We start from the raw sequence: 16,772 nt of genomic DNA, 5'->3' as shown, positions 1-16,772 counted from the left end.
TGAGTGACTGGGGGACGCCCTCGCTCCGTTCGGGGACATGATGTCGGACTCGTATGAAACTCTGGGGTCTGGTTCGACGACGACCGACATCGAAGGGGTGTACGAGTGACTGCTACCGACGAGGCCGTGGACAGACCGTTGATGGAGGTCGTGTTCGACGCGATCGAAAATGAACAGGGCATGTCCGACGACGCCAAATACCTGGTTCTGGCAGCTCTCGAAGGTCCCGATGCACTGGCCGATCAGCTCGAAGGGGTCGCGTCGATCCAGGCTCGGAGAACGGCGGACTCGACGGAACGCGAGCAGCCGGTCGGCGCTTTCCTGACGTCGATTTCGGTTGCGGGCTTTCGTGGAATCGGCCCGAAATCCGAGTTGCGGCTGCACCCGGCTCCTGGCATCACGATCGTCAGCGGACGCAACGGGTCAGGCAAGTCGAGCTTCGCCGAGGCTCTCGAATTCGCCGTCACCGGCAAGAGTTATCGATGGGAGAACAAGGCCAAGCTCTGGGCCGATACGTGGCGGAACCTCCATCGGCCGTCGCCGTGCGAGGTGCGCGTCGGGCTCACCATCGAAGGCTCGGAACCCACTGTCGTCGGCGTCGAATGGCAGGCCGACGACGCGTTGCGCGACCATTCGACGTGGACGCAGGTCGGCAACGCGAAGAGGTCTCCAGGCACCGACGCCTTGGGGTGGAAGAACGCCGTCGAACTGCACCGCCCGATCCTGTCGTACGACGAAATCGGTGGGCTGGTCGAGGACAGCCCGTCGACGTTGTACGACGCGCTCGCGAAGCTGCTGGGGCTGGACGAGATCGCGGCCGCGGAGAAGCGGCTCGCTGCTGCGGCCAAGTCGGCCAGAGCGCCGCGGCAGCAGGCCGGCGATGAATTGAAGCAGCTCAAGCGCATCTGCGCCGAGTCCTCGGACGACCGCGCAACCCAAGCTGCAACGCTCATCAAGAAACGAAAGGTCGACGTCGACGCCGTTCTCGCTCTCGCGACGGGGTCCGCCGCGGCACAGTCACCTGCGGTGGTCGGACTTCGTTCTGTCGCAGCGCTGCCCATTCCACTGCAGGAACAGGTCGACCTGATCGTGGGCACGCTGAGCACTGCGGTCTCCAACTCGGTCGAACTCGCCGACGACGCACTGGCTCTCGTCGAACGCCGGACGGCACTACTGAGCGCGGCGCTGGATCTCCACCAAGACACAGGTACCACCGAGTGCCCGGTGTGCGCGACGGGAACGCTCGACGAGGCGTGGGCCGTGCGCGCCCGCGAACAGTTGACGGCCGAGGACGCTCAGCTCACCGAGTTGAAGGAAGGGCGTCGTGACCTCGGCGATGCGCGCAGGGCGGCCGTATCCCTGATCGACGATCTGCAGGACGCGCCTGACATCGACGGCGTCGAGCTGCCGTCTCTCGCCGCGTATCAATCTGCGCTCGCCGCAGCCCGCGAGGTGCCGGGAATCCACGACCTCGCTGATCATCTGAGTCGGACGTTGCCTCCAGTGCTCGACGCCGGCGAGCAAGTGAAGAAGGAAGCCGCTGCCGCAGTCGTCGAGCGTGAGGATCTGTGGGCGCCCATCGCTGCGCGTCTGGCGACATGGGTACAGCTCGAGAAAGCGGCGCGCACGACGGACGAGACCGTCGACAACCTGGACGCAGCCAAGAAATGGATCACGGCGCACGCCATCGGGTTGAGGAACCAGCGTCTCGAACCCATCGCGGACCAGGCCAGGAAGATCTGGGCAGAACTGCGTCAGGAGAGCAACGTCGAGATCGGGTCGATCAATTTGGAGGGCACCAACACTCGTCGACGGGCCGTGTTGAAGGGCTCGGTCGACGGGGTCGCGTCGGACGCGCTGGCGGTGATGAGTCAGGGAGAATTGCATGCGCTGGCGTTGGCGTTGTTCATCCCGCGTGCGACGACGCCGAACAGCCCGTTTCGCTTCATCGTTCTCGACGACCCGATTCAAGCGATGGACCCGGCCAAGATCGACGGGTTCATACGTGTTCTCTCCGATCTGGCCACGACCCGGCAGGTCATCGTGTTCTCGCACGACGACAGGCTCGCAGCCGCCATCCGGCAGATGGCCGTCGAGGCGCGGTTGGTGGAGGTGACTCGGGAAGCGGGCTCACAGATTCGTGTCGCGGAGACTCTCAACCAAGCGACGCGGTACGTCGGCGACGTCAGGGCCCTCGTACGTGACGAGGCGGTGCCCGACGACATCAAGCGCCGCGTCGCGCCAGGGTTGTTTCGACTGGCGTTGGAATCTGCTGCGCAGCAATTGTTCTACGCAAAGCAACATCGGAGTGGCGCAAGCAGATTCGAGACCGAACAGAGGTGGTCGGACGTCAAGAAGACGAAGAGCCGACTGTCCTTGGCGGTACACGACGATCCGGACAAGGATCTGTCGGGCTGGCTGTCCTACCGCGACGGGCGCCGCGCGGCATTGCACATTGCGAATGCCGGGACGCATGGTGCCGACGTCGACGTCACGTGGCAGTCCGTGAATGATCTGCAGAAGGTCGTCGACGAAATGCTGCGATCGTGACGACGGCTACCGCGCCCGCGACGACGCTGCGCAACGCAGAACGGCTGCTCGACGGAAATGTGGGTGCTGCAGGTACTTCAACGCGTCTGGCCGCATTCTTGGCGAGGCAGGCATTGGAAGTTCTGGTGGAGCAGCGCTGTCGAGCGCTCGGAGCGGACGCGCCTGCTGCGAACATGCGGTCGAAGTTGACGATCTTGCGTTCGCTCGACACCACCGAACACGCCGACGCGGCGGCGATAGCGTGGAACCGCTTGAGCGTCGCGTGCCATCACCATGCCTACGAACTCGCGCCTACGAACGCCGAAGTGAGGCATCTGTGCACGGTCGTCGCGCAGCTGCTCGAGGCTTGACGGGGAGGCCGGTTCGGGTGACCAAGATCGGTACTGGCGAGTAACTTTCCGCAGCAGGCGGGGGGTTCTCCGCGTCTGGCAGTACGCGCGTAATGTTACGTCAAAGTTTAGGGTTGAAGAGGACGCAAGCACACGAAGCGTTGCGTCGACGGACACTGAGGCAAAGGCAGAACATGAGTGCGAAACAGCCGACCATCATCTACACACTGACCGACGAAGCGCCGATGCTCGCCACCCACGCTTTTCTGCCCGTCATCCGGGCATTCGCGGGTGCAGCCGACATCAACGTCGAATCGACCGATATCTCGGTCGCGAGCCGCATCCTTTCCGAATTCCCGGATTACCTCACCGAAGAGCAGCGGGTGCCGGACAACCTCGGCGAGCTGGGTCGGCTGACGCACCTGCCCGAGACCAACATCATCAAGCTGCCGAACATCAGTGCGTCCGTCCCGCAGCTGCTCGCGGCCATCAAGGAACTGCAGGGCAAGGGCTACGCACTTCCCGATTTCCCGGGTAACCCGAAGACCGACGAAGAGCGCGACATCCGCGACCGCTACACCAAGTGCCTCGGTAGCGCCGTCAACCCTGTTCTGCGCGAGGGTAACTCGGATCGCCGCGCGCCGAAGGCGGTCAAGGAATACGCCCGCAAGCACCCGCACAGCATGGGCGAGTGGTCTCCCGCGTCGCGCACGCACGTCGCGCACATGCGCCACGGCGATTTCTACCACGGCGAGAAGTCGATGACCGTCGAAGGCGACCGCGAGGTCAAGATGGAGCTGCTGACGACCAGCGGCAAGACCATCGTGCTCAAGGACAAGGTCTCGCTCACCGACGGTGACGTCATCGACAGCATGTTCATGAGCAAGAAGGCGCTCATCGAGTTCTACGAAGAGCAGATGGAGGACGCCTACAAGACGGGCATCATGTTCTCTCTGCACGTCAAGGCCACGATGATGCGCGTGTCGCACCCGATCGTGTTCGGTCACGCAGTCAAGGTGTTCTACAAGGACGCGTTCGCCAAGCACGGTGAGCTGTTCGACGAGCTGGGCGTCAACGTCAACAACGGTCTGTCCGACCTGTACAGCAAGATCGAATCCCTTCCGAGCGCGCAGCGCGAGGAGATCATCGACGATCTGCACAAGTGCCACGAGAAGCGTCCCGAGCTCGCCATGGTCGATTCGGCACGCGGCATCTCGAACTTCCACTCGCCGAGCGACGTCATCGTCGACGCGTCGATGCCCGCGATGATTCGCGCAGGCGGCAAGATGTGGGGCGCCGACGGCCGCCCGAAGGACACCAAGGCGGTCAGCCCGGAGTCGACCTTCTTCCGGATCTACCAGGAGATGATCAACTTCTGCAAGACCAACGGTGCGTTCGATCCCACCACGATGGGCACCGTTCCGAACGTCGGCTTGATGGCGCAGAAGGCGGAAGAGTACGGCTCGCACGACAAGACCTTCGAGGTACCCGAGGGCGGCGTCGCCAACATCACCGACCTGGCGACGGGCGAGGTTCTGCTGACCCAGAACGTCGAAGAAGGCGACATCTGGCGTCTGTGCATCGTCAAGGACGCTCCGATCCAGGACTGGGTCAAGCTTGCCGTGACTCGTGCCCGCAACTCGGGCATGCCGGTCGTTTTCTGGCTCGACCCGTACCGTCCGCACGAGAACGAGCTCATCGGCAAGGTCCGCACGTACCTGAAGGATCACGACACCGAGGGTCTCGACATCCAGATCATGTCGCAGGTCCGCGCGATCCGGTACACGATGGAACGCCTGATCCGTGGGCTCGACACCATCTCGGCGACCGGCAACATCCTGCGCGACTACCTGACCGACCTGTTCCCGATTCTGGAACTCGGCACCAGTGCCAAGATGCTGTCCATCGTGCCGCTGATGGCAGGCGGTGGACTGTACGAGACGGGTGCAGGTGGTTCTGCACCGAAGCACGTCAAGCAGCTCATCGAGGAGAACCACCTTCGTTGGGATTCCCTCGGCGAGTTCCTCGCGCTCGCAGTCAGCCTCGAGGATCTCGGTATCAAGACCGACAACAAGAAGGCGAAGATTCTCGCGAACGCCCTCGACGCAGCCACCGGCAAGCTCCTCGAGAACGACAAGGGGCCGTCGCGTTCCACCGGTGAGCTCGACAACCGCGGCAGCCAGTTCTACCTGGCCCTCTACTGGGCGCAGGAACTCGCCGCGCAGACCGAGGATGCGGAGCTCGCGAAGCACTTCACCGGTCTCGCTCAGACGCTGGCCGACAACGAAGAGGCAATCGTCAACGAGCTCAACGAGGTTCAGGGCAAGGAGGTCGAGATCGGCGGATACTACTTCCCGGATCCCGAGGCCACCGCAGCCGTCATGCGCCCGAGCAAGACGTTCAACGATGCATTGGCGTCCGTAAGCGAGTAGGCGCTTCGTGCACGTGGGCTGATTGCTTGATGGTCCATTCATGTTGTCTGACAACATGAATGGACCATTCTTGTCTCAGTAGTCGAGGATCGTGAAGGGGTCGTAGATCGCAATTCCTCGGACGTCCCCCTCCGATGATCCGGTCGGGATGGAGATTCCGCGGAGCAGGTGGGCATTGCCTGACGGGTCGACCTGCCAGCTTTGGCCCTGACCGTGGAAACTCCAGCTGTAGATCGGCTGGCCAGTGCCGTACGGGCTGATGATGATGGGGTCGTTGCCCCGTGGACCATAGGCCGCGGGATCGAATGCGCTGACGAAGCGTTCGGTGTTCTCGCTGGTGAACGGAGAGTCGTAAATTCCATCGGCTGACGCGGGCGTTGCGGTCAGGGCTGTTGCGCCGACTGCCAGGGCCGTGGCGGCAAATACCTTCTTGATCATCATGCAGTCCAATCGTCGAGGGTCGACTGGTGCATCGGCCATTGCTGAGCACGCGTTACCCGTGATGATTATTCGAGTTCTCGCGCATCGTCTTTCGATTTCGTTAGTGCGGGGAGCCCGACCGGATACAGTTCGTGGCTGCCGCTCATACCCTTCAATTCGACTTTCCGTGGCCTACCCAGCGGGATGTCACGACCGAGTTTCACGCTCAGTGGTTCGCTGACGAGAATCTCCCCGCCCTCGGCCTGGCTTGCGACGCGCGCGGCCATGGCCACATTGAGCCCGAAGAGATCGTCGCCGCGTCGCACCGAACTGCCCGTGTGGATACCCATTCGTACGCGAATGTTGTTCCAGCGATCCGGTTTCTCGAGCAGCGCCTCCTGGACGGCCATCCCGCATCGCACAGCCTGCTCGGGGTCGGAGAACGCGATCATGAAGCCGTCGCCCTGGTTCTTGACGACGTGGCCACCATGCGCGTCGACTTGCTTCTGAATCAGCCTGTTGTGTCTTTCCAGTAGCTTCATCCACCCTCGATCGCCCAGCTCTTCGTTGCGCGCCGTCGAGCCCTCGATGTCGGAGAACATGACGACGACGTCACCGTCCGCGGTCAGCCGGGCCAGGTCTGGGCGTTCGACCTTGGCCCATCCGGCGAGATCCTCGATCGAGTTTCGCACCGTTGCGCCGAACCCCTTGTTGATCAGCGAGTCCGCGGTCTGGAAAGCCGTTCTGATCGCCATCGGTGCGATACCGCGTCGCCGACGCTTGTGCTGCGAATCGCTGCGTGCGCGCTCGAGCGCGTCGCGCGTGCTCTTCAATTGCCGATGGGTGACGATCATCCACACGCCGAGGCCGACGATTGCGGCGGCTTCGACGCCGGTTGCAACAATCCACAAGGTCACGGGCAACATCATCGTCGTTCGGTCTGGTGAACCAAGCATTGCCCCGGCGCGTCGGCTGACTGAACGGGTCGCGACGGCGTGCGCCGCCGTGTACGTTCGGGTGCGCTGGGTCAGCGACGTGGACCGACTGGAGTACTTGATGGCCGACCGCTCGAACAGTGGGTTCCTTGTTCGTAGATTCGGCTCGACCGGCGATTGGACCTCACCAGACGTCGAGGCGTACGCAAACGAAGACCATCTGCAGCGAGTGATCGCTGCAACGCCTGGTCACGTCCCGGGTGTGTCCGCCGACGCGCTGACTGTCCGCGAGTTCTCGACGTCGGCCGGCCCGGCCGACGTGTGCATTGTCGATCTCGATGGATCGATAACTGTTGTCGAGTGCAAGCTGGCCTCCAATTCCGAACGCCGACGAATGGTGATCGGGCAAGTTCTCGATTACGCCTCGGCCATCTGCGTCGAAGGCGAGTCATGGTTCAGCCAGGAATGGGCGCGGCAGGGAGGACTTGACCTCCGTGCCCTCGGAGACAGCAGTCTGGGTCAGCTAGGCCACAACATCGAATTCGGCCGCGTGCATTTGTGCCTCGTCGTCGACCGTATCGACGCTGATCTCCGCAGGCTTGTCGAGTACTTGAACCGCATCACCCGTGACGAGATTCGCGTGACGGCGCTTCAACTTGCATATGCGAGGCACGGTAACTTGGAGTTCCTCGTTCCCTCGGCCTACGGCGCTGAGCTGGCGGCAGCAAAGGCGAAAACCGCCGGAGCTCCGCGAAATACGACGACGTGGACCAAAGAGTCATTTCTCGATGCCATCGGATCCGACGACGATCGGCGTCGCGCGCACAGCTTGTTCGTTCTGCAGGAGAGCCTCGACGACTCCAGAGGGGACCATGATGACTTCTGGTTCGGGGCATCCCCCAACGGCTCTATCTTCTTTCACCCCTACGGATACAGATATCCGCCGATGTCGTTGTGGATCAACAAGTCCGGTGAGCTGATGACGTACGGCTCGTGGGGCTATTTCCGGCATATAGCGCGACACGAGGGATTTGCAGGCCTTGCTGAACTTCTGGGGCAAGATCGCCTGGGGCCTGCGACCGGGCGAAGAGTCTCGGATCTGGATATTGATGCTTTTTGGGCTGCAGTTCTACGGTGCGCGGTTGAGATCAACGATTGAGGGGGACAAATGACGAACGCGCAGCGCAGGGTTGTCGTAGGCGTGATTTCGGTCGGGATACTGCTTGCACTCGCAAGTCCGGTTGCCGCGCAGGCGCCGTCCTCGACCGACCTTCGAGACGCCGTCGACGAGTGGGCCTCGGAGATCGGCGCACCAGGGATGACGGCTCGAATCGTGGATATCGACGGGGTGGTGTCGGAGGCATCCACTGGCTCCGATGGCAACGGGGATGCAATCGACGAGACGACCGCATTCGTGTGGGGATCGGTGTCGAAGCAACTTGCTGCCGCTGTCGTGGCTGGACTCGAGCGCAGGGGAGTGGTCGATGCAGCGACCCCCGTCGTCGACGTCGTACCTCAGGCGGAGCAGCTACTGGGTGATCCTGCGGTGTCGGTCGATGATCTCGTGCACCACACGAGCGGGCTCCCACACGACGTCACCGTGACCGACGACTGGAGCCGTCGTAAATCAGCGTCCGATGCAGTCGCGTCGATGACGCGACCCGACGGGGTCTCCGAGCGAGGCACGTTCCGGTATTCGAGTTTGAATTACCTTGTGCTGCAGGCCGTCGTGGAGCAGGTCACAGGCGGTTCCTTCGCCGATGCTGTGGAAAGGGAAGTTCTGGCGCCGGCCGGAGCTGGCGCCATCACCGATCCCGACGAGTTCGCTCGCGAGGTCCCGCCTGGGCATGTGCCGTTCTTCGGTTCGTCCAAGCCGGTCGACGTCGGTGTCGACTCCGCGGGATTGGGTTACGGGTATTTGGCCGGTTCCATCGATCAACTGAGCCGATACGCGTCGTGGCGGCTCGGGCAGTTGCAGGCGTGGGAATCCGGCGTGGGTGAGGTGAATACGGGTCAGGGGACCACGTACGGTAACGGACTGTTCCACGAGAACATCGAAGGGCGCGAGGTGTGGTGGCACTCGGGCGCTGTTCCCGGATACTACACATATGTCGCGCTGGTACCCGCCGCGAATACCGCAATGGTTCTGACTACCAATCGATATGGCGAAATCGAAGCGGACCGAGTTGCCGCGGTAGGCCGCAATCTGACGACGCTGGTGCTCGCCGGGGCGACGACTGATCTGCCTGCATCGGCGGCAGCCTCGGTGCTCGGCATTCTGTTGGGCTTTGCTGCGGTATTGGTCGCCCTGGCGCTGTGGATTGCGACAAGGCTGTTCACTGGTCGAGTCGAGCCGCGGTCGTTCCGGGGCGCGGTCATGCGCGTCTCGATAACCGTCTTGGTGGGTGCAATCCTGCTGTACGGCGCGCTGATCGGTGTGCCTTCGCTGTTCGGTGCGTCGTTGTCGATGATGCGGCTGTGGGCACCGGACGTGACGTTGGCGCTGTGGGTTCTCGCGGGCGCTGTAATGCTGACCATCGCGACTGGTGTTCTGAAGAACGCTGCAGGGTACAGATCGGGTAAGCGCTCCGCCCTTCAGAACGGTGTCGGGTCTTCCGGAGTCAGTGCGTCCGCGAATCGATAGCTGCAGCCGAAGCCGTCGGGAACGGCACGCTGGTTGTCTCGGTCCCGGGTGAACAGATATCTGTCGGCGCAGTCGTCGAAATGGTCGTTCAGGTGCCGCTGACCGAGAAGTAGCGGCGTCATGTAAAGCGTCCCGGTCGGCAACCCGACGACGGCAGGTCTTGTCGAAACGCTCGCCGCTGCCCAGGTAAACCAAGTTGGCATGAACATCACTCACACCGGGACGTACCGCCTGGTGTGCTTTGGGGCCCCTCTGTATCGCCCGTGTTACGCGACGGGTCGGTTCCGTTACGGATTCGGACAAAATCGGGAAAGTGGTTCCGCAGCCCTCTGGATGCAGTGTATACAACGTATATGGCTTCAACAGTTCGTGGCCCACACCACACCGAGGGCGGTGATCTCACCGCTGACCTGCGCACCGCGATCGTCGAGGGTGTGTACCCGCCCGGCCATCGGCTGGTGCAGGAGGAGTTGGCGGATCGCTTCGGCGTCTCGCGAATTCCGCTGCGCGAGGCGATGCGCACGCTGGTCGGCGAGGGTCTGCTGCGCTCCGAACGTGGCCGCGGAACCTTCGTCACCGCGCTCGACATCGAGGAGATCGACGAGATCTACGACCTCCGACGTCTGATCGAGCCCAGCTTCGCCGAGCACGTCGTCGAGCGGGTTTCTCGTCGCGACATCGCTCGCTTCGAGGCCATGGCCGAGGCGATGGACAACGTCGGCGACACCGGCGCGGACACGTGGTCACGCACCAATCTGTCGTTCCACCTCGACATGTATCGGCTGTCGCGGCTACCGATGCGCTACGAGATCATCGCGCAGATGTACCACCGGCTCGAGCCGTACTCCCGCTTCTACGTGCACGGCACCAACGCCTACGAGCGCGTGCAGTGCGAACACAAAGGCATGGTCGACGCGCTCTCCAGTGGTGACGCGACCGCCTTGGCCGATCTGATCTTGGCCCACATCGAAGGTGGGCAAACCGGCCTGCACCGGGCCTGGGAGAACTCGGCCGACGACATGAACACCTATTGGAGGGCCAAACTGTGACCGCCGTGCACATCGACACCGACATCGGCGAAGGATTCGGTGTCTGGGGAATCATGGACGACGGCCCGTTGCTCGACACCGTCAGCGCAGCCAACGTCGCGTGTGGCTTCCACGCAGGCGACCCCGACATCCTGCGTCGGACGACGAAAGAGGCTGCCGCGCGGGGTGTCTCGATCGGCGCACAGGTCTCCTACCGTGACCTGGCCGGCTTCGGTCGTCGCTTCATCGACGTCGAGGTGTCGACGCTCGTCAACGACCTCGTCTATCAGATCGGCGCCCTGCAGGCCTTCGCCCGTGTCGCCGGCACCGAGGTCACGTACCTCAAGGCGCACGGCGCGCTGTACAACGTGGCAGCGGACAACGCCGGGCATGCCCGCGCCATCGTCGAGGCAGTCACGCTCGTCGACCCGACGCTGCCTATCCTGTGCCAGTACGACACCGAGGTCTGGACCCAGGCCATCGATGCCGGAATTCATCCCATCGCAGAGCTTTTCGTCGACCGCAACTACACGTCCAAGGCTCGGCTGGTCAGCCGCCGTCACCCGGCGGCGCTGATCACCGAGCCCGAGGCTGCCGCCGAACGGGCCGTGACGATGGTGCAGACCGGTGAAACGGTGTCCGTCGACGGCGACACCGTGCGGGTGCTCCCGCCGTCGTACGACGCGGTTGCCCTGTGCGTGCACAGCGACACCGCAGGCGCGGTCGAGATCGCAATGCAGACGCGTAAGGCGCTGGCCGACAGCGGTTTCGGCCTGAGCCCGATCGGACGGCGCCCGTGATTCAGTTCGACACCCTGCATCGCGCAGGCGACCGCGGATGGCTCGTGGACCTCGAGCCGCAGGTGATCCCGGCGTGGATCGCCGCGGTACGTCGTAGCGAATGGGCAGCGTTGCTGCAGGACGTCGTCCCGGCAGCCGCGTCGATTCTGTTCATCGCGCACCGCAGCCACGACATGCCCGTGCTGGAGAACCACATCCGAGGCTTCCTGCAGGACCCCAGCCTCACCCAGGCCACGCAACAGCATCACGGAAGCACCGTCACCATCCCGGTCGTCTACGACGGCGAGGACCTCGACGACGTCGCCGCTGCACTGGGAATCACCACCGAGGAAGTAGCTTCACAACACTCCGCGGCAACCCACACCGTCGGATTCTTCGGTTTCGCACCGGGTTTCGCGTACATCGACGGCTGCCCCGGCCAGCTGACGCTGCCGCGTCGTACGTCGCCACGACCGAAGGTCGACGCCGGTGCCATCGCAATCGCCGGCACGCAAACCGTCGTCTACCCGGGTCGTACGCCTGGTGGGTGGCACATCATCGGCCACACCGATGCCGTGTTGTGGAACACCGAGTGGGACAACCCCAGTCGGCTGGCTGTCGGGGACCGCATCGTGTTCGAAAGGGTCATCCGATGACTACACTCCTCGAAAAGCCGACGCAGACAGTCGTTGCCTGCATCCTCGATCCCGGTGCCTCGACGACCATCCAGGACGCGGGCCGTGCGGGATACGCCCACCTCGGTATCACCGCGTCGGGCCCGGTCGACCGTGCTGCGGCAGCGCTGGCCAATCGACTCGTCGGCAACGCCGAGAATGCTGCCGTGTTCGAGAACCTGTTCGGCGGACTGTCGTTCACCGTCACGAGTCCGCGTTACGTCGCGCTCACCGGTGCGCCGGTGGAGGTGCGCGTCGACGGCCGTGTCGTGCGTGAGCCGCAGCGTGTCTATCTCGCTGCAGGTCAGCGCCTTTCGGTCGGACGACCGGTTGCCGGCCTGAGGATCTACGTCGCGATCTCGGGCGGCATCCGTGCCGACACGACGTTCGGCTCCGCGAGCAGCGACGCCCTGTCCGGTCTCGGCCCCGCCGCCATCGCAGCGGGTGACGAATACAAGCTCGGTCCGACGACGACCGCCCCAGAACTTCCACTCGAACTTGCACGCTCCCGGTACCCGGAAGGTACTGTGCAGCTACGCTTTCGGTGGGGACCCAGAGATTCGCTCTTCAGCGTGGAAGACAAACAAGCTCTGGTATCGACCAGCTGGACAGTGGGTGCCAACAGCAACCGCGTCGGCATCCGTTTGACCGGCGAGCCACTGACCATCGGCTCGGTCGACCTTCGCAGTGAAGGAATGGCGTTGGGCGCGATACAAGTTCCCCCATCCGGGGAGCCCATCGTGTTCCTGGCCGATCATCCCGTGACAGGAGGCTATCCCGTCATCGGGGTGGTCACGGAGGACGATCTGGATCTGCTCGGCCAAGCCGCCGTCGGATCCACCGTCACGTTCTCCAACTCTCTCTGACCGACAACCAGAACGATCCCGAAGACCATCAGCAGGACGGCAATCCTGCCGACGGACTCCAGGGAACCGTCGCCCATTCATCAGTGCGCCCGCGACTCGACTTGCCCGTCCACCGCGAACGTCACCGACTTTCACCGAACTGGAGACATTCCATGACCACCGTACCTGGGTCTCTCACCCCACCCGAGGACCACGTGAAGCCCAAGAACGCGCGCCGCGCAGCAGTCGCGGCCGCAGCGGGCACAGCCGTCGAATATTACGAATTCGGCGTGTACGGCTACCTCGCCGTCGTCATCGGTCCGCTGTTCTTCCCCAGCAGCAACCCGACGGCGTCCCTGTTGTCGACGCTCGCCGTGTTCGGTAGCGCGTTCCTGATGCGTCCGCTCGGTGGCATCGTCCTCGGTCGCCTGGGTGACCGCATCGGCCGTAAGCCCGTACTGATCACGACCGTGGTCGGCATGGGTACCGCGACCGCCGTCGTCGGCCTGCTGCCCACGGCCGAATCCATCGGCATTCTCGCGCCTCTCGCGTTGCTTCTCGTCCGTCTCGCCCAGGGCTTCTTCGCCGGCGGCGAGGTCACCGGCTCGGCGACGTACCTAGCGGAATCCGCACCGAACGGCCGTCGCGGATTCTTCGGTGCCTTCACCCCCGTCGGCGTGGCCATCGGTGGCGGTACCGCCGCACTGGTCGCAGGCCTCACGAGCACGATCCTGTCCGACGACCAACTTCGCGATTTCGGTTGGCGTATCCCGTTCCTGCTTGCCCTGCCGCTCATCGTCGTCACGCTGATGGCGCGTCGCAAGCTGGAGGACTCGCACGAATTCCTCGCCGTCACCGAGAAGGAGAAGCCGGCCAAGACGCCTCTGCGTGAGGTCTTCACCGAGCACACCGGTGCACTGTTCAAGGTCATCTTCCTGGCAATCGGCTCCAACACCGGCTACTGGGTCGGCCTGATCTTCATGAACATCTACCTGACGACGTACCTCGGCTACTCGAAGTCCAACACCTTCTGGATCATGGGTGCCATCAGTCTGTTCGTCGCGACGCTCATGCCGATCTTCGGTGGCTTGTCGGACAAGCACGGCCGCAAGCGCATCATCACCATCGGCTTCCTCGGGTACGCCATCCTCGTTCTGCCCGCGATGATCGTCATGGATCAGGGAAGCTTCGCTCTCGCCGTCGGCGCTATGGTCGTTCTCGCACTGCCGATGCCGATCGTCCAGTCGGTCACGTACCCGACCTACGCAGAACAGTTCCCGACGCGGGTGCGCTACACCGGTCTGTCCTTCGCGTTCAACATCGGCACGATCATCGGCGGCGGTCTGACGCCGTACCTCGCGACGTGGTTGATCTCCAAGACGGACAACCTGCTCATGCCCGGCTTCCTGCTCATCTTCGCCGCGGTGCTCGCGCTCGTGACCCTCACGACGGTGCGTGAGTCCTCGAAGGAGGCTCTGCTGTGACAGCGCCTGCCTCGCCTCTGGACTTGCGGACGCGGATCGCGTCGGGCGAATGGACCACGGCCACAGCCGGTCTGCTCGACGACCATCAGCAGGCCAACCTCGTCGTCGTGCCGGCCAGTGCCGCAGCAGCTTTCGAGGAGTACTGCGCCGCGCATCCGACGGTGTGTCCGGTCCTCGGGCGGACGCAGCCCGGTGACCCGACCATGACCTACCAGGGCTGCACCGTAGACATCTCGACGATGCTCCCGCGTTACCGAGTCTGGGATCACGGCACCGTCGTCGACGAGCCGAACGACCTCAGCGCCTGGTGGAAGGACGACTCCGTCGCCTTCGTGCTCGGGTGCAGCCACACCTTCGACGGGCCGCTGCGTCGCGCAGGCATTCCCGTCGCCACGACCGCGCCGCCGGTCTACATCACCGATCGCATCCTCCGAACTGCCGGAGCTGCAAGCATGTTCGACGGACCCCTCGCCGTCAGCATGCGACCGGTCGATGCAGATCTGGTCGACGAGGCCGTCGCCGTGACCGGTCGTTACCCGACCGGTCACGGTGCACCGGTGCACATCGGCGATCCGGCCGCCCTCGGTATCGACGACATCTCCCGTCCCGACTTCGGCATCTTCGCCGGAGTGGGGGAGGGGCAGGTCCCCGTCTTCTGGGATTGCGGCGTCACGCCTCAGTTGGCACTCGGCACAGCCGATCTCGCGTATGCGGCGACGCACTACCCCGGTCACATGCTGGTGCTCGACGCGGTCGTGTCATGACGGACTCGTTCCGCAGCGAGCACGACCTGCTGGGCGATCGCGACGTGCCGTCGGACGTCTACTGGGGTGTGCATACCCTGCGGGCGCTGGAGAACTTCGCGATCACCGGGGTTGCGATCGCGAAGTACCCGGCGCTCGTGCGGTCGCTTGCGCTGACGAAAGCAGCTGCGGTGCAATCGAACAAAGAACTCGGGCTGCTCGACGCGGAACGTGCGGACGCGATCATCGCCGCCTGCTGCGAGATCGCCGACGGTTCCCTGCACGATCAGTTCGTCGTCGACGTCATCCAAGGTGGCGCAGGCACGTCGACGAACATGAACGCGAACGAGGTCATCGCGAACCGCGCCCTGGAGTTGTCGGGACGTAGTCGTGGTGACTACGCGTTCATCCATCCGCTCGAACACGTCAACCTCGGGCAGAGCACCAACGACGTCTATCCGACGGCGGTCAAGATCGCCGTGCGGTCGACGCTCGCGGATCTCGAAGCGGCGATGGCTCATCTGGCTGCGGCGTTCGCGGCGAAAGCGTTGGAGTTCGCCGACGTCATCAAAATGGGCCGCACGCAGCTGCAGGACGCGGTGCCGATGACGCTCGGTCAGGAATTCGGCACCTACGCCGTCATGATCGGCGAGGACATCCATCGACTCGGTGAGGCTGCACGTTTGATCGACGAGATCAATCTCGGCGGAACGGCAATCGGCACCGGCCTCAATTCGCATCCACGTTATGCGGAACTGGTGCGGTCCGAGTTGAGTCGACTCACCGGTCTGCAGTTGACGACGGCCACCGACCTGCTCGAAGCAACGCAGGACGTCGGTGCGTTCGTGCAGATTTCGGGCACGCTGAAACGCACGGCGGTGAAGGTGTCGAAGATCTGCAACGATCTGCGACTGCTGTCGTCTGGACCTCGTGCCGGTCTCGGCGAGATCAATCTGCCGGCGGTGCAGGCGGGTTCGTCGATCATGCCCGGCAAGGTCAACCCTGTTGTGCCCGAGGTGGTGACGCAGGTGGCGTACGAGGTGATCGGCAACGATCTCGCGATCACCATGTCCGCCGAAGCGGGCCAGTTGCAGCTGAACGCGTTCGAGCCGTTGATCGCGCACAAGCTGCTCGACTCGATCACGCACTTGTCCCATGCTGCAAGCACTCTCGCGGATCGATGTGTCCCCGGCATCACCGCGAACGTCGACCGCATGCGCGCGACGGTCGAGCGATCTGCCGGCGTCGTCACCGCGTTGAATCCGCACATCGGGTACGACGCGGCCACCGAACTCGCGGCACGCGCACTGTCGTCGGACAGGACTGTCGCTGAGCTGGCCGTGGAATCCGGCTTGCTGACGCCTGACGACGTGGCGAAATTGCTGTCGCCGCAAGCCCTTACGGGTCGACGGTAGTGATACTGCTCATGACATGCGCACTTGCATGCTCATAACATGAGCAGTATTCTTCTCTCATGACAAACAACATCCCCCCGTTCCACCTTGCAATCCCGGTTCACGACATCGAAGCTGCTCGCCACTTCTACGGTGAGGTTCTTGGATTTTCGCGTGGCCGCTCCGACACCAAGTGGACCGACTGGAACGTCCGTGGACACCAGGTCGTGACGCACGAGGTCGGCGGAAGCCCCGATCAGGGTGTGCGCGGCACCAACCCCGTTGACGGACATGAGGTTCCGGTTCCGCACTTCGGTCTGGTGCTGAGTGTCGACGAGTTCCAGGAGCTCGCGGGACGCCTGCAGGCTGTGGACACGAAGTTCGTCATCGATCCGTACGTGCGCTTCAAGGGTGAGAAGGGCGAGCAGTGGACGATGTTCTTCCTGGATCCGTCGGGAAATGCTTTGGAGTTCAAGGCGTTCGCTGACATCGAGCAGCTCTTCGCGGTGTGAGCG

At 63.5% G+C, this 16,772-nt stretch carries 15 protein-coding genes; 13 read left to right on the top strand and 2 right to left on the bottom strand.

Translation table 11 applies throughout. The features are described 5' to 3' along the window. Window positions 1-105: 105 nt before the first annotated feature. From DK926_RS13230 to DK926_RS13220, 3 genes are all read left to right on the top strand, one after another. The gene (locus tag DK926_RS13230) at window positions 106-2,550 is read left to right on the top strand and encodes an AAA family ATPase (RefSeq protein ID WP_114330783.1); all 2,445 of its coding nucleotides are present in this window, start codon (window positions 106-108) and stop codon (window positions 2,548-2,550) included. Further along, entirely contained in the window at window positions 2,547-2,900 is a 354-nt protein-coding gene (locus DK926_RS13225; protein ID WP_243636790.1) for a hypothetical protein, read from the top strand. Before DK926_RS13230 ends, DK926_RS13225 begins: the two co-directional genes overlap by 4 nt. A 173-nt stretch (window positions 2,901-3,073) precedes the next feature. Beyond that, window positions 3,074-5,311: an NADP-dependent isocitrate dehydrogenase gene (locus DK926_RS13220; RefSeq protein ID WP_114330782.1), complete on the top strand. Its 2,238-nt coding sequence runs from the start codon at window positions 3,074-3,076 to the stop codon at window positions 5,309-5,311. A gap of 75 nt (window positions 5,312-5,386) precedes the next feature. Here the strand turns inward: DK926_RS13220 and DK926_RS13215 are convergent, their stop codons facing one another. Continuing rightward, on the bottom strand, window positions 5,387-5,752 hold the full coding sequence (locus tag DK926_RS13215) for a hypothetical protein (RefSeq protein ID WP_243636789.1): 366 nt from the start codon (window positions 5,750-5,752) through the stop codon (window positions 5,387-5,389). Between the two features lie 65 nt (window positions 5,753-5,817). Continuing rightward, entirely contained in the window at window positions 5,818-6,657 is an 840-nt protein-coding gene (locus DK926_RS13210; protein WP_207890813.1) for an adenylate/guanylate cyclase domain-containing protein, read from the bottom strand. On the opposite strand from DK926_RS13210, the gene DK926_RS13200 reads away from it, so the two are divergent. The 10 genes from DK926_RS13200 to DK926_RS13150 all read left to right on the top strand — a co-directional run bounded on the left by DK926_RS13200 (window position 6,575) and on the right by DK926_RS13150 (window position 16,769). Next, window positions 6,575-7,825: a hypothetical protein gene (locus tag DK926_RS13200; protein ID WP_207890815.1), complete on the top strand. Its 1,251-nt coding sequence runs from the start codon at window positions 6,575-6,577 to the stop codon at window positions 7,823-7,825. The two genes, DK926_RS13210 and DK926_RS13200, sit on opposite strands and share 83 nt — an antisense overlap. Before the next feature lie 9 nt (window positions 7,826-7,834). After that, entirely contained in the window at window positions 7,835-9,310 is a 1,476-nt protein-coding gene (locus DK926_RS13195; protein WP_114330779.1) for a serine hydrolase domain-containing protein, read from the top strand. Window positions 9,311-9,663: 353 nt separating this feature from the next. After that, on the top strand, window positions 9,664-10,359 hold the full coding sequence (locus tag DK926_RS13185; protein ID WP_068430303.1) for a GntR family transcriptional regulator: 696 nt from the start codon (window positions 9,664-9,666) through the stop codon (window positions 10,357-10,359). Then, window positions 10,356-11,138 (top strand): 5-oxoprolinase subunit PxpA, encoded by a 783-nt coding sequence (locus DK926_RS13180; protein ID WP_114330777.1) that lies wholly within the window; start codon window positions 10,356-10,358, stop codon window positions 11,136-11,138. The genes DK926_RS13185 and DK926_RS13180 overlap by 4 nt, the downstream gene beginning before the upstream one ends. Next, on the top strand, window positions 11,135-11,773 hold the full coding sequence (locus tag DK926_RS13175) for an allophanate hydrolase subunit 1 (RefSeq protein ID WP_114330776.1): 639 nt from the start codon (window positions 11,135-11,137) through the stop codon (window positions 11,771-11,773). The genes DK926_RS13180 and DK926_RS13175 overlap by 4 nt, the downstream gene beginning before the upstream one ends. Next, complete coding sequence (locus DK926_RS13170; RefSeq protein ID WP_114330775.1) at window positions 11,770-12,657, top strand: biotin-dependent carboxyltransferase family protein; 888 nt, start codon at window positions 11,770-11,772, stop codon at window positions 12,655-12,657. The genes DK926_RS13175 and DK926_RS13170 overlap by 4 nt, the downstream gene beginning before the upstream one ends. A gap of 152 nt (window positions 12,658-12,809) precedes the next feature. Beyond that, a complete protein-coding gene (locus DK926_RS13165; protein WP_068430309.1) occupies window positions 12,810-14,120 on the top strand; it encodes an MFS transporter in 1,311 nt (436 codons plus the stop codon). After that, the gene (locus DK926_RS13160; protein ID WP_114330774.1) at window positions 14,117-14,884 is read left to right on the top strand and encodes a DUF1445 domain-containing protein; all 768 of its coding nucleotides are present in this window, start codon (window positions 14,117-14,119) and stop codon (window positions 14,882-14,884) included. Before DK926_RS13165 ends, DK926_RS13160 begins: the two co-directional genes overlap by 4 nt. Further along, window positions 14,881-16,278 carry an aspartate ammonia-lyase gene (locus tag DK926_RS13155; RefSeq protein WP_114330773.1) on the top strand — a complete coding sequence of 466 codons (1,398 nt, stop codon included), beginning with the start codon at window positions 14,881-14,883 and terminating at the stop codon, window positions 16,276-16,278. The genes DK926_RS13160 and DK926_RS13155 overlap by 4 nt, the downstream gene beginning before the upstream one ends. 59 nt (window positions 16,279-16,337) lie before the next feature. Continuing rightward, window positions 16,338-16,769, top strand: a complete 432-nt coding sequence (locus DK926_RS13150) for a VOC family protein (RefSeq protein ID WP_114330772.1) — start codon at window positions 16,338-16,340, stop codon at window positions 16,767-16,769. The last annotated feature ends 3 nt before the right edge of the window (window positions 16,770-16,772 follow it).

The organism is Rhodococcus sp. Eu-32 (assembly GCF_003336925.1).
Classification (GTDB): domain Bacteria; phylum Actinomycetota; class Actinomycetes; order Mycobacteriales; family Mycobacteriaceae; genus Rhodococcoides; species Rhodococcoides kyotonensis_B.
Note: the sequence above shows the minus strand (reverse complement) of the source record. Positions and strands in the feature narration are given on the sequence as shown.